Origin of the sequence: Ramlibacter sp., assembly GCF_036676645.1 — a bacterium.
GTDB lineage: Bacteria > Pseudomonadota > Gammaproteobacteria > Burkholderiales > Burkholderiaceae_C > Ramlibacter.
Window position 1 is genome coordinate 17,113 of the sequence record NZ_JAKFCM010000020.1, and the last position, 13,402, is coordinate 30,514.

The 13,402-nt window shown below is 70.3% G+C and carries 12 protein-coding genes and 1 pseudogene; 11 read left to right on the plus strand and 2 right to left on the minus strand.

The genetic code is table 11. The features are described from left to right. The first annotated feature begins 36 nt into the window (after positions 1-36). The 4 genes from rodA (at position 37) to V6M57_RS04105 (ending at position 5,216) form a co-directional block, all read left to right on the plus strand. A complete protein-coding gene (gene rodA / locus V6M57_RS04090; RefSeq protein ID WP_332813708.1) occupies positions 37-1,191 on the plus strand; it encodes a rod shape-determining protein RodA in 1,155 nt (384 codons plus the stop codon). A gap of 133 nt (positions 1,192-1,324) precedes the next feature. Beyond that, positions 1,325-2,785: a metalloprotease TldD gene (tldD, locus tag V6M57_RS04095; RefSeq protein ID WP_332813709.1), complete on the plus strand. Its 1,461-nt coding sequence runs from the start codon at positions 1,325-1,327 to the stop codon at positions 2,783-2,785. A gap of 190 nt (positions 2,786-2,975) precedes the next feature. Beyond that, a complete protein-coding gene (locus V6M57_RS04100; RefSeq protein ID WP_332813710.1) occupies positions 2,976-4,103 on the plus strand; it encodes a 3-deoxy-7-phosphoheptulonate synthase in 1,128 nt (375 codons plus the stop codon). A 93-nt stretch (positions 4,104-4,196) separates the two neighbouring features. Next, positions 4,197-5,216 (plus strand): hypothetical protein, encoded by a 1,020-nt coding sequence (locus V6M57_RS04105; RefSeq protein ID WP_332813711.1) that lies wholly within the window; start codon positions 4,197-4,199, stop codon positions 5,214-5,216. Here V6M57_RS04105 and mpl read toward each other — a convergent pair. Then, on the minus strand, positions 5,213-6,628 hold the full coding sequence (gene mpl / locus V6M57_RS04110; RefSeq protein ID WP_332813712.1) for a UDP-N-acetylmuramate:L-alanyl-gamma-D-glutamyl-meso-diaminopimelate ligase: 1,416 nt from the start codon (positions 6,626-6,628) through the stop codon (positions 5,213-5,215). The two genes, V6M57_RS04105 and mpl, sit on opposite strands and share 4 nt — an antisense overlap. 90 nt (positions 6,629-6,718) lie before the next feature. On the opposite strand from mpl, the gene V6M57_RS04115 reads away from it, so the two are divergent. From V6M57_RS04115 to V6M57_RS04145, 7 genes are all read left to right on the plus strand, one after another. After that, the gene (locus tag V6M57_RS04115; RefSeq protein WP_332813713.1) at positions 6,719-7,306 is read left to right on the plus strand and encodes a hypothetical protein; all 588 of its coding nucleotides are present in this window, start codon (positions 6,719-6,721) and stop codon (positions 7,304-7,306) included. Next, entirely contained in the window at positions 7,303-7,857 is a 555-nt protein-coding gene (locus V6M57_RS04120) for a TlpA family protein disulfide reductase (RefSeq protein ID WP_332813714.1), read from the plus strand. Before V6M57_RS04115 ends, V6M57_RS04120 begins: the two co-directional genes overlap by 4 nt. Positions 7,858-8,011: 154 nt before the next feature. Then, the gene (gene accB, locus V6M57_RS04125) at positions 8,012-8,455 is read left to right on the plus strand and encodes an acetyl-CoA carboxylase biotin carboxyl carrier protein (RefSeq protein ID WP_332813715.1); all 444 of its coding nucleotides are present in this window, start codon (positions 8,012-8,014) and stop codon (positions 8,453-8,455) included. 16 nt (positions 8,456-8,471) lie between these two features. Further along, positions 8,472-9,821: an acetyl-CoA carboxylase biotin carboxylase subunit gene (gene accC / locus V6M57_RS04130; protein WP_332813716.1), complete on the plus strand. Its 1,350-nt coding sequence runs from the start codon at positions 8,472-8,474 to the stop codon at positions 9,819-9,821. A gap of 7 nt (positions 9,822-9,828) precedes the next feature. Then, entirely contained in the window at positions 9,829-10,710 is an 882-nt protein-coding gene (gene prmA / locus V6M57_RS04135; RefSeq protein ID WP_332813717.1) for a 50S ribosomal protein L11 methyltransferase, read from the plus strand. A gap of 23 nt (positions 10,711-10,733) precedes the next feature. Next, positions 10,734-11,744 carry a DUF3426 domain-containing protein gene (locus tag V6M57_RS04140; RefSeq protein WP_332813718.1) on the plus strand — a complete coding sequence of 337 codons (1,011 nt, stop codon included), beginning with the start codon at positions 10,734-10,736 and terminating at the stop codon, positions 11,742-11,744. A gap of 25 nt (positions 11,745-11,769) precedes the next feature. Next, complete coding sequence (locus V6M57_RS04145; RefSeq protein ID WP_332813719.1) at positions 11,770-12,657, plus strand: carbohydrate kinase family protein; 888 nt, start codon at positions 11,770-11,772, stop codon at positions 12,655-12,657. 10 nt (positions 12,658-12,667) lie between these two features. Here the strand turns inward: V6M57_RS04145 and V6M57_RS04150 are convergent. Next, positions 12,668-13,402: pseudogene (locus V6M57_RS04150) on the minus strand (SDR family oxidoreductase); the annotation flags it as partial.

The following is a 13,402-nucleotide window of genomic DNA, read 5'->3' on the forward strand; positions in this document are numbered from 1 at the left end:
CGGGCTGGGGGCGCCGTTGAGCGAAAATCCGCCGCCATGTCCGCCGTCTTCGAAAAGCCGCCGCTGCGCCAGCGCGTGGCCCCGATGCTCCGGGGTTTCGACGGCCCGCTCGCCTTTGCCGTGTTCCTGCTCGCCTGCGCCGGGCTGCTGACGATGTATTCGTCGGGTTTCGACCACGGCACGCGCTTCTACGACCACGCGCGCAACATGCTGATCGCCGGCTGCATCATGTTCGTGGTCGCCCAGGTGCCGCCGCAGCGGCTGATGAGCCTGGCGGTGCCGCTGTATGTCCTTGGGGTCGCGCTGCTGGTCGCGGTGGCGGTCTTCGGCATCGCCAAGAAGGGCGCGCGGCGCTGGATCGACCTGGGGGTGGTGATCCAGCCCAGCGAGATCATGAAGATCGCCATGCCGCTGATGCTGGCCTGGTGGTTCCAGAAGCGCGAAGGGCAGTTGCGCCCGCTGGACTACGCGGTGGCGGGGCTGATCCTGCTGGTGCCGGTGGGCCTGATCATGAAGCAGCCGGACCTGGGCACCTCCCTGCTGGTGCTGGCCGCGGGACTGTCGGTGATCTTCTTCGCCGGCCTGTCCTGGAAACTGATCGTGCCGCCGCTGGTGGTGGGGCTGGTGGCGCTGGTGCTGCTGGTCGCCTTCGAGGGCCAGCTGTGCGCCCAGGGCGTGCGCTGGCCGATCCTGCACGACTACCAGCAGCAGCGCATCTGCACCCTGCTGGATCCGACCAAGGATCCGCTGGGCAAGGGCTTCCACATCATCCAGGGGATGATCGCGATCGGCTCGGGCGGCCTGCTGGGCAAGGGCTTCATGCAGGGGACGCAGACCCACCTGGAGTTCATCCCGGAGCGCACCACCGATTTCATCTTCGCGGCGTTCTCCGAGGAATTCGGGCTGGTGGGCAACCTGTGCCTGATCGCCGGCTTCGTCTTCCTGATCCTGCGCGGGCTGGCCGTCGCGCTGGAAGCCTCGACGCTGTTCTCGCGGCTGCTGGCCGGCGCGATCACCATGATCTTCTTCACCTACGCCTTCGTGAACATGGGCATGGTCAGCGGCATCCTGCCGGTGGTGGGCGTGCCGCTGCCCTTCATCAGCTACGGCGGCACCGCGATGGTGACGCTGGGGCTGGGACTGGGCATCCTGATGTCGATCGCCAAGGCCAAGCGGCTGGTGCAGACCTGAGCGGGTCCGGCGCGCGTCGGGCCGGGCCGGCGAGCTCGACGATCCGGCCCGGCTGGGGTCGCGGCCGGCGGCGGCACCGCCGGTGCATGGGCCAGCGCGGGCAAGGGCGCAGCGCGGACCCTAGAATCCCTCGATGATTTCCCGCGAACCGACCCTGGAGCGGCTGGCCACGGCCCAGCGCCTGCTCCTAGAGCCCTTCGGCCTGGACGAAACCCACCTCGCGCGCGCCCTGGCCGAAATCCAGTCGCACCGGGTGGACGACGCCGACCTCTATTTCCAGTACACGCGCAGCGAGGGCTGGAGCCTGGAGGAGGGCATCGTCAAGACCGGCAGCTTCAGCATCGACCAGGGCGTCGGCGTGCGCGCGGTCAGCGGCGAGAAGACCGCCTTTGCCTATTCCGACGACATCTCCGAGGCCTCGCTGCTGGACGCCGCGCGCACGGTGCGATCGATCTCCTCGGCGGCGCGCTCGGGCCGGGCGAAGGTGGCGCCCCGGAAGGTGGCCTCCAGCCGCTCGCTGTATCCGGCGGTCGACCCCATCTCCACGCTCGACAGCACGGCCAAGGTGCACCTGCTCGAGCGCGTGGAGCAGCTCGCCCGGGCCAAGGACCCGCGCATCGTGCAGGTGATGGCCGGGCTGGCCAGCGAGTGGGACGTGGTGATGGTGGCGCGCGCCGACGGCACGCTGGCGGCCGACGTGCGGCCGCTGGTGCGGCTGTCGGTCACCGTGATCGCCGAGCAGAACGGCCGGCGCGAGGTCGGCTCCGGCGGCGGCGGCGGCCGCTTCGGCCTGGCGTACTTCGACGAGGAGCGCATCCGCGAATACGTCGACGATGCCGCCAAGGCCGCGCTGACCAACCTGGAATCGCGACCGGCGCCGGCCGGCGAGATGACCGTGGTGCTGGGCCCGGGCTGGCCGGGCGTGCTGCTGCACGAAGCGGTGGGGCACGGGCTGGAGGGCGACTTCAACCGCAAGGGCTCGAGCGCCTTCTCCGGGCGCATCGGCCAGCGCGTGGCCGCCAAGGGTGTCACCGTGCTGGACGACGGCACCATCGCCGACCGCCGCGGCTCGCTCAACGTCGACGACGAGGGCCAGGCCACCCAGCGCAACGTGCTGATCGAGGACGGCATCCTGCGCGCCTACATCCAGGACTCGCTCAACGCGCGGCTGATGGGCGTGGCGCCCACCGGCAACGGCCGGCGCGAGAGCTATGCGCACATCCCGATGCCGCGCATGACCAACACCTACATGCTGGGCGGCGACACGCCGGCCGAGGAGATCGTGGCCAGCATCGGGAAGGGCCTGTACGCCACCAACTTCGGCGGCGGCCAGGTGGACATCACGTCCGGCAAGTTCGTGTTCTCCGCCAGCGAGGCCTACTGGGTCGAGAACGGCAGGATCCAGTACCCGGTCAAGGGTGCCACCATCGTGGGCAACGGCCCGGACGCGCTGACGCGGGTCACGCTGATCGGCAACGACATGCGGCTGGACAGCGGCGTGGGCACCTGCGGCAAGGAGGGCCAGAGCGTGCCGGTGGGCGTGGGCCAGCCGACCATGCGCATCGACGGCCTGACCGTCGGTGGCACGGCCTGACGGCCGATGTGCTAAATTGCCATCCATGCGCAAGCACAGCGTGTTCTTCTTTGGCTACTTTTGGTTCTCTGGCCCCCCCGGCGGTCGAGAGTCCTGAGCGTACCTGCAAGAAACGCAAGAACCCCCGAGAAAACCGCCGGACCCCCGGCGGTTTTTTTGTGCCCATTCCAGACCGCGAAGGAGCCTCCCCATGAACGCAGCCCGATCCGCCGCCGCCGGCGACCCCTGGCACCCGCGCCCCGTCGACAAGACCAGTTCCACCGACGACCAGCGCATCAAGGACATCACCGTGCTGCCTCCCCCCGAGCACCTGATCCGCTTCTTCCCGATCCGCGGGACCGCGGTGGAAGGGCTGATCAGCCAGACCCGGCGCCGCATCCACGACATCATGGCCGGCACCGACGACCGCCTGCTGGTGGTGATCGGCCCCTGCTCCATCCACAACCCGGAGGCGGCGCTGGAGTACGCGCGCCGGCTCAAGCCGGTGCGCGAGCAGCATGCCGGCACGCTCGAGATCGTGATGCGGGTGTATTTCGAGAAGCCCCGCACCACGGTGGGCTGGAAGGGGCTGATCAACGACCCGTACCTGGACGAGAGCTACCGCATCGACGAGGGCCTGCGCATCGCCCGCCAGCTGCTCATCGAGATCAACCGGGTCGGCGTGCCGGCCGGCAGCGAATTCCTGGACGTGATCTCGCCGCAGTACATCGGCGACCTGATCTCCTGGGGCGCGATCGGCGCGCGCACCACCGAGAGCCAGGTCCACCGCGAACTGGCCTCGGGGCTGTCGGCGCCGATCGGCTTCAAGAACGGCACCGACGGCAACATCCGCATCGCCACCGACGCGATCATGGCGGCCGGGCGCGGCCACCATTTCCTGTCGGTGCACAAGAACGGGCAGGTGGCGATCGTGCGCACCAACGGCAACCGGGACTGCCACGTCATCCTGCGCGGCGGCAAGGCCCCCAACTACGACGCCGACAGCGTGGCGGCGGCCTGCCGCGAGCTCGAGGCGGCCAGGCTGCCGCCGCGGCTGATGGTCGATTGCAGCCATGCCAACAGCAGCAAGCAGCACGAGAAGCAGCTCGAAGTGGCCGCCGACATCGCGCGGCAACTGGCGGGCGGTTCGCGCAGCGTGTTCGGCGTGATGGTGGAAAGCCACCTGAAGGCCGGCGCCCAGAAGTTCAGCCCCGGCAAGGACCGGGCGTCCGATCTGGAGTACGGAAAAAGCATCACCGACGCCTGCCTCGGCTGGGACGAATCGGTCGGACTGCTGGAGCGGCTGTCGCAAGCCGTCGTCGCGCGCCGCGCGCAGTGACCCTGCCAGGGCAAAGCCGGTTATTTACAGAAAGTAACATTCAGACTAGATTGGTTGCTGCCGCGGCGGGACCGTTTCGCGGCGGCACCGTTCATGTCGCTCGAACTGCCCATCCTCCGCATCGGACTGGCCGGGTTCTCCCAGCAGCAACAGCAGGACCTTTCGCTGCTGCTGGAGCGGGCTTCGCCCGGCGGCATGGGCTGGCAGTTCGCCCGGCTCGGCGAAGCCGATGCCCTGTGGATCCAGGGCAGCCGCACCCAGGTGCTGGCGGATGGGACCTTGCGCATCGGCTCGGGCGTGCCGGGCGAACGCTCCGTGCACATCAACCTGCCGGACGTGGACCGCCCGGTGGCGTTCGCCGTCCCGCTGCCGGGCAGGCTGCAGGCGCCGCTGAGCTTCGACCCGCGGGAGCCGGCGACCCTGCGCACGCTGCTGGGCCGGCTGGAGAGCTGGCTGCGCCCGGCCATCGCGCAGTTCTGCCTGGCCTCGCAGATCCTGGAGCAGGAGAGCGCCCTGGGCTCCGGCGTCTACCACGTCAGCTCCGCCAGCGGCCTGCTGGTGGCGGTGGTCGACCTGCGCGGCGACGCCGGCGTGCTGCCCTCGGCCACTGCGCTGGAACTGGAAAATGCCATGTGGACGCCGCAGCCCGGCGCCACCGGCGTGCCGGACCATTTCTCCCGCGCCAGCCTGTCGCGGCTGATGTGGCAGTACGCGCTGCGGACGCGGCGCGACGTGCTGCCGCACCGCTACCGCACGGAGCCGATCTATTTCAGGCGCCCGCCGCGGCTGCCGCAGCGCATGCTCAGCGACGCCCACCTGCTGCTGCTGCGTGAGCTGGCCCTTTCCCCGGCGCGGTTTGCCGAACTGCAGGCACGCACCGGCCTCGACGAGGCCCGGCTCGCGCAGGCGCTGGCTGCGCTGTACCTGGTGGGCGCCATCACGTCCAATCCCAAGCGCGCGTCGCAGGGGGTGCTGCGTCGATCGGAGGGGGCGGAGTCGCTGCAAAGCGGCGGCAGCATCGCGCCTTCGGGGCTCGGAGCGGAGTCCACCGGCCCGCAGGCGCCGCGCCTGCCGGTCGACATGACGGTGCCGACGCCGCTCCTGCGCGACTAGCCGGCCAGTGCGGCCAGCAGCCGCGCGTGGATGCCGCCGAAACCGCCGTTGCTCATGCACAGGATGTGGTCGCCCGGCCGGGCGGCCGCCACCGCAAGGGCCACCACCGCGTCCACCGTGCCACCCACGAGGGCCCGCTCGCCCATGGGCGCGAGCGCCTCGCGGGGATCCCAGTCCAGCCCGCCGCCATGGCAGATGGCGAGGTCGGCCTGCTCCAGGCTCCAGGGCAACTGGGCCTTCATGGTGCCCAGCTTCATGGTGTTGCTGCGCGGCTCGAACACCGCCAGGATGCGGCCGCCGCCGGGGCCCAGCTTGCGGCGCAGCCCGTCCACCGTCGTGCGGATGGCGGTGGGGTGGTGGGCGAAGTCGTCGTAGACCCGCACGCCGCCGGACTCGCCGCGCAATTCCATGCGTCGGCGCACGTTCTGGAAGGAAGCGAGTGCTCGCGCCGCGGTGGCCGGGGCGACGCCGACGTGCTCGGCCGCGGCGATCGCCGCCAGCGCATTGAGCTGGTTGTGCACGCCGCCCAGGTCCCATTCGACCCGGCCGGATCGCTCACCGCGGTGCAGGACGTCGAAGGCATCGGGCTCGCCGAGCGCGCTGAAGTCGTCGACGGCGGCACCGAAGCTGCGCACTTCGCTCCAGCAGCCCTGGTGCAGCACGCGCTGCAGGCTCTCCTCCAGGCCGTTGACCACCACCCGGCCGCTGGCCGGCACGGTGCGCACGAGGTGGTGGAACTGGCGCTCGATCGCCGCGAGGTCGTCGAAGATGTCGGCGTGGTCGAATTCCAGGTTGTTCAGCACCGCGGTGCGCGGCCGGTAGTGCACGAACTTGCTGCGCTTGTCGAAGAACGCGGTGTCGTACTCGTCGGCTTCGATCACGAAGGGGGCGGGTCGTCCCGCCGCCGCCCGCGCAGCGGCCGGCGTGGGGGCGCCACTCCCCAGCCGGGCCGAGACTCCGAAGTTCATCGGCACCCCGCCCACCAGGAAGCCCGGCGCCAGTCCCGCCTGCTCCAGGATCCAGGCCAGCATCGAGGTGGTGGTGGTCTTGCCGTGGGTGCCGGCCACGGCCATCACGTGCCGGCCCTGCAGGACGTGTTCGGCCAGCCACTGCGGGCCGCTGGTATAGCGCGACCCCTGGTCCAGGATGGCTTCCATCAGCGGATAGCGCGGGGAGCCGTCGGCCTGGCGGGCGCGCGAGACCACGTTGCCGACCACCCAGGCGTCCGGCGCGAGGGCCAGCTGGTCGGCGCCGAAGCCTTCGATCAGTTCGATGCCGAGGGCGCGCAGTTGGTCGCTCATCGGCGGATAGACCCCGGCGTCGCAGCCGGTCACCTTGTGCCCCGCTTCGCGAGCCAGGGCCGCGACGCCGCCCATGAAGGTGCCGCAGATGCCCAGGATATGGATGTGCATGCGCGGAATTATCGGATGGCCTTGCGGCCCGGCCGCGTTCACCCCCGGCGGCGCGTCGCGGGTCGTGGCGAAGGGCACAATGCCGTGGTGATGGACAGTGTGCAGGCGGAGATCGCGGCGGCCGCGGCCCGCATGGTGGTCGAGGAAGGACTGGAGTACGGGCCGGCCAAGCGCCGGGCGGTGCGCCAGCTCGGGCTGCGCGCGCGCGCAGCCCTGCCCGACAACGACGCGCTGGAAGACGCCGTGCGCGAGTACATCTCGCTGTTCTGCGCCGACACCCAGCCGCAGGAGCTCGCGGCCCTGCGCCGGCATGCCCTGACCTGGATGGAGCGGCTGGCCGAGTTCCGGCCGCACCTGGCCGGCGCCGTGTGGAACGGAACCGCGACCCGGCTGTCCGATATCTACCTGCAGCTGTTCTGCGACGACCCGAAGTCGGCCGAACTGGCCCTGATCGAGCACGACGTGAACTACGAGGCCCGCACCGTGACCGGCTTCCAGGGCGAGCCGGTGGAAGCGCTCAGCCTGTCGAGCGTGTGCCCGGGGCTGGCCGAGGCGGTCGGCGTGCACCTGCTGGTGCACGACCTGGATGACGTGCGCGGGGCCCTGAAACCCGATCCCCGGGGCCGCGTGCCGCGCGGCGACGTGGCGGCGGTGCGGGCCCTGCTGGAGATCGAATGAACGAAGCTGTTGTCTCGCGCCCGGCCAGTCGCCGGCGGCGCATGCTCCTGACGGGCGGGGTCGGTGCCGCCGCGGCACTGGCCGGCGGTGGCCTGGCCTGGTGGCGCCTGCGCCCGGGCGCGGTGGCGGAAGGAGCCCCCGAGGGATTCTGGACGTCCACTTTCGAGACACCCGATGGCGCCCAGCTGGCCATGTCGCGGTTCAGGGGCCGGCTCCTGCTGCTGAACTTCTGGGCCACCTGGTGTCCGCCCTGCATCGACGAGCTGCCGCTGCTGGACGCCTTCCAGCGCGAGCAGGCCGGTCGCTGGAACGTGGTCGGCCTGGCGATCGACCAGCCGGGCGCGGTGCGGCAGTTCCTGGGCAGGACCCCGGTGGGCTTCCCCGTCGGGATGGCCGGCCTGGGCGGCACCGAGCTGGGCAAGTCGCTGGGCAACCAGGGTGGGGGACTGCCTTTCACGGTCGTGTTCGGGCCCGACGGGGGCATCCGGCAGCGTAGAATGGGCAAGCTCTACCGCCGCGACCTTGACCAGTGGGTGTCCGCGAACGGGTGATCGATGGGTCCATCCCGGACCCCCGGCGGGGCCCGGAACGGCTGTCCGAAATGCCCCGCCAATTGCAAGACCCCGATAATTAGGCGAAGAAAAGTAAAAATCGCAGCGTTTTGCGGTAAATTCGCCGACTTTCCATAAAGAACCGGCGAAGACCATGGACCTGCGAAAACTGAAGACGCTGATCGACCTCGTGTCCGAATCCAACGTCTCGGAACTGGAAATCACGGAGGCCGAAGGCAAGGTCCGCATCGTCAAGGGGGGGCCGCCCGCGCAGCCGGCCTATGTGCCCCCGCCGGCCGTGACGGTCGCGGCCCCAGTGGCGGCGCAGGCTTCGCCCGCCGCCGCCGCACCCGAGACGCCGGCCGGCCACGCCGTCAAGTCGCCGATGGTGGGCACCTTCTATCGGGCTTCCAGCCCGGGCGCCAAGCCCTTCGTCGACGTCGGCAGCCAGGTCAAGGAAGGCGACACGGTCTGCATCATCGAGGCCATGAAGATCCTCAACGAGATCGAGGCGGACAAGTCCGGGACCATCACCCAGATCCTGTGCGAGAACGGGCAGGCCGTGGAATACGGCCAGCCGCTGTTCGTGATCGAGTGACCCGGTAAGCGCCCTGATGTTCAAGAAGATCCTGGTCGCCAACCGCGGCGAAATCGCACTGAGGGTCCAGCGGGCCTGCCGCGAGCTCGGCATCAAGGCCGTGATGGTCTATTCCGAGGCCGATCGCGACGCCAAGTACGTCAAGCTGGCCGAGGAGGCCGTCTGCATCGGCCCCGCGCCTTCGCCGCAGAGCTACCTCAACATGCCGGCCATCATTTCGGCCGCCGAAGTCACCGACGCCGAGGCCATCCACCCCGGCTACGGCTTCCTGTCCGAGAACGCCGATTTCGCCGAGCGGGTGGAAAAGAGCGGCTTCCAGTTCATCGGTCCCACGCCCGAGTCGATCCGGATGATGGGCGACAAGGTCTCGGCCAAGCAGGCCATGATCAAGGCCGGCGTGCCCTGCGTGCCCGGCTCCGAGGGCGAGCTGCCGGACGACCCGGCGCAGATCCGGCGCATCGCCCGGGCCATCGGCTACCCGGTGATCATCAAGGCCGCCGGCGGCGGCGGCGGCCGCGGCATGCGGGTGGTGCACACCGAGGCCGCGCTGGTCAACGCCGTGCAGATGACCAAGGCCGAGGCGGGCGCCGCCTTCGGCAACCCGGCGGTCTATATGGAGAAGTTCCTGCAGGACCCCCGCCACATCGAGATCCAGGTGTTGGCCGACCGGCACCGGAACGCGGTCTACCTGGGCGAGCGCGACTGCTCCATGCAGCGGCGCCACCAGAAGATCATCGAGGAAGCGCCGGCGCCGGGCATCCCGCGCAAGCTGATCGACAAGATCGGCGAGCGCTGCGCGGCCGCCTGCAAGAAGATCGGGTACCGCGGGGCGGGAACCTTCGAGTTCCTGTACGAGGGCGGTGAGTTCTATTTCATCGAGATGAACACCCGGGTCCAGGTGGAGCATCCGGTCACCGAACTGGTCACGGGCATCGACATCGTGAAGTCGCAGATCATGGTCGCGGCCGGCGAGAAGCTGCCGTTCTCCCAGCGCGACATCCAGCTGCGCGGCCATGCCCTCGAATGCCGCATCAACGCGGAAGACCCGTACAAGTTCACGCCCTCGCCCGGCCGCATCACGCTGTGGCACGCGCCCGGCGGCCCCGGGGTGCGGGTGGACTCGCACGTGTACAACAACTACTTCGTGCCGCCCAACTACGACTCCATGATCGGCAAGATCATCGTGCACGGCGACACGCGCGAGCAGGCGCTCGCGCGCATGCGCACCGCGCTGCTGGAGACGGTGGTGGAGGGCATCCACACGAACATCCCGCTGCACCGCGAGTTGCTGGTGGATGCCAAGTTCATGACCGGCGGCACCAACATCCACTACCTCGAGCAGTGGCTGTCGCACCACAAGAGGTGAGGGCCCGGTGTTCGAGTTGCGCCTGCTCTGCGGCGAAAGCCAGGTCGAGGCGGTCAGCGACGCGCTCGAGGCGCTCGACGCGCTGAGCGTCTCGGTCGAGGACGCGGACGCGCAGACCGACGCCGAGCAGGCGCTGTTCGGCGAGCCCGGGCTGCCGCCGCCGCGCGAAGGCTGGCAGCGCTCGCGCGTGCTGGCGCTGTTCAGCGGGCGCGCCGCCGCCGAAGAGGCCGCACGGCTCTTGCTGGCGCAGGACTTCTTTGCCGGTGGCCGGGTGCTGGGCATCGAGGAAATTGCCGAGCAGGACTGGGTGCGCCTGACCCAGTCCCAGTTCGCGCCGGTGGAGATCACGCCGGCGTTCTGGATCGTCCCGAGCTGGCACCAGCCGCCGGCGCAAGCCACGCGCGTGATCCGGCTCGATCCGGGGCTGGCTTTCGGCACCGGCACCCACCCGACCACCCGCATGTGCCTGCGCTGGATCGCGCGCCAGCCGCTGCAGGGCCGCCGCGTGCTGGACTACGGCTGCGGCTCCGGCATCCTGGCCATCGGCGCGGCCCTGCATGGCGCGCCGGAAGTCGATGCCGTGGACATCGACCCGGCCGCGGTGCAGGCGACGCTGGACAACGCCAGCGCCAATGGCGTCGAGTTGCGCGCGGGACTGCCCGAAGCCGCCCAGGGCCGCTACGACGTGGTGCTGGCCAACATCCTGGCGACGCCGCTGAAGGTGCTGGCACCGCTGCTGTGCGGGCATGTCGCCGCGGGTGGCCAGCTGGTGCTGGCGGGCATCCTGGCGCGGCAGGCCGCCGAGCTGGTCGAATCCTATGCACCCTGGCTGCAGCTGGAGGTGGCCGACAGCGAGGACGGCTGGATCCTGATGGCCGGCCGGCGCTGAGCGGCTTCTACAATGCCCCGCTCATGAGCATGATCACCGGCTGCCCGGCGTGCGGGACGATGTTCAGGGTCGTGCCCGACCAGCTGAAGATCTCCGAAGGCTGGGTACGCTGCGGCCGCTGCGGCGAGGTGTTCGACGCCACCGGCAGCCTGCAGTCGGATGCCCGGCCGGACATTCCGCCATCGCAGGCCGCACTGCACAGCGAAGGTGCCGGAGTACCTCTCCCGGCCGGCCCGCCGGAACCCCCGCCCGTTTCGCAGCTCCTGGCGCATGAGTCGCGTCCAGCCGCCGATCCGCAGGGCACGACCGGGTTCGAGGCCGCAACCGGGGGTTCCGCCGTCGCTTCCGTCGCGATGGCCGCGGAACTGCCCGCCGGCGCTTCCGGTGCCTGGGACTCGCAGCCGGCCGCCGTCGCATCCCGCTTCGACGGGCAGGACGATCGGGTCGCTCAGGCGGAGGCCGACGAAGCCGGATCGCAGGATTCCGGCGAGGTCGACACCCGGCTGCAGGATGTCTCCTTCGTGCGGCAGGCTCGCCGGCAGGCCTTCTGGCGACGCTCGCCGGTGCGCTTCGCGCTGCTGCTGGCCGTGCTGGTGCTGGCTGGCCTGCTGGCCCTCCAGTTCGCAGTGCGTGAGCGCGACCGCCTGGCGCTGGCGCAGCCGCAACTGCGCCCCCTGCTGGAGCAGGCCTGCGAGCGACTGGGCTGCTCGATCAGCGCCCCACGCCGGATCGAGGCCATCGTGATCGACAGCAGCGGCTTCACGCGCTTGCGCCCCGACGTCTTCCGGCTGAGTTTCACGCTGAAGAACCAGTCGCCGCTGCCGGTGGCGGCGCCGGCGTTGCAGCTCACGCTGACCGACAGCCAGGAGCAGGCGGTGGTCCAGCGCGTGCTGCTGCCGCGCGAACTCGGTGCTGCGCCGGCGACCATTGGCGCCGCATCGGAGTGGTCGGCCAGCGTCGCGCTGGCGGTCAGCCCCGGCAACGGCGATGCCGCCTCCGTCGCAGGCTATCGCCTGCTGGCCTTCTATCCCTGACCCTCACCCCCTCCAGAGCAAGCCCATGGCAGCCGTCATCTGCGGATCCCTCGCGTTCGACACCATCATGAATTTCGAGGGCCGCTTCGCGCAGCAGATCCTTCCCGACCAGCTGCACATCCTGAACGTGTCCTTCCTGGTCCCGGGCCTGCGGCGCGACTTCGGCGGCTGCGCCGGCAACATTGCCTACGCCCTCAAGCAGCTGGGCGGCGAGCCGCTGCCGATCGCAACGCTGGGCATCGACGGGGCCGATTACGTGGGCCGGATGCAGTCGCTGGGCATCAGCACCGAGTTCGTGCGCCGCATCGAGGGCAGCTACACGGCGCAGGCGATGATCATGACCGACTTGGACAACAACCAGATCACCGCCTTCCACCCGGGGGCGATGATGCAGGCGCACCTGACCCGCGTCGAGGCGCGGCCGGGCATCAAGCTGGGCATCATCTCGCCCGACGGCCGCGACGCCATGCTGCAGCACGCGCAGCAGTTCCATGCCGCCGGCATTCCCTTCGTGTTCGACCCCGGGCAGGGACTGCCCATGTTCGACGGCCGCGAGCTGGCCGCGTTCATCGACCAGGCGACCTGGGTGACCGTGAACGATTACGAAGGCAAGATGCTGTGCGAGCGCACGGGCTGGTCGCCGGCGGAGATCTCGCACCGCGTGCAGGGCCTGGTGGTCACGCTCGGCGGCGAGGGCTGCGAGGTCTGGGTGGACGGCGAAAGGACGCTGGTGCCCGCCGTGGCGCCGCAGGCGGTGGTCGACCCCACCGGCTGCGGCGATGCCTGGCGCGGCGCGCTGCTGTACGGCCTGGAGCAGGATTGGCCGCTGGTGCGCTGCGCCGAGCTGGGCAACCGCGTCGGCGCCGTCAAGGTCGCCAGCCGCGGGCCGCAGAACTGGCAATGGGCCGGCTGACCGCGCCGGGTCAGCCCCGCGTGTGCGTCACCCCGCCGTCGACGACCAGCGTTTCGCCCAGCACGTAGTCGCCCGCGCGTGAGGCGAGGTAGATCGCCGCGCCGGCCATGTCCTCTTCGGTGCCGATGCGGCCGGCCGGAATGTGCCGCGCCACCTCGTCGCCATGGTCGCGCGCCTGCCTGTTCATCTCGGACGCGAACGCGCCCGGGGCGATGCCGCTGACCACGATGTTGTCCTGCGCGAGGCGCAGCGCCATGCGCCGGGTCAGGTGGATCAGGCCGGCCTTGCTCGCGGCGTACGAGTAGGTTTCCCAGGGATTGACGGAGATCCCGTCGATCGAGGCGATGTTGATCACCTTGGCCGGGCGCGCGTGCCGCCGCCTTCAGCTGCGGGTGCAGGGCCTGGGTCAGGAAGAACGGCGCCTTCAGGTTCAGGTCCATCACCTTGTCCCAGCCGGCCTCTGGAAAGGTCTCGAAGGCCTCGCCCCAGGCCGCGCCGGCGTTGTTCACCAGGATGTCGAGCGCCGGTTCGCGGCGGGCGATCTCCGCTGCGAGCGCGCGCGCCGCTTCCACGCTGGAGATGTCGGCCGGCAGCGAGATGCAGGGGCCCAGCGCCGACAGTTCGGCTGCCGCCTGGTCGCAGGCTGCAGCCTTGCGCGCCGTGATGTAGACCCTGGCGCCCTGGCGCAGGAAGCCGGAGGCGATCATGCGGCCGATGCCGCGCGAGCCGCCGGTGACGAGGGCGA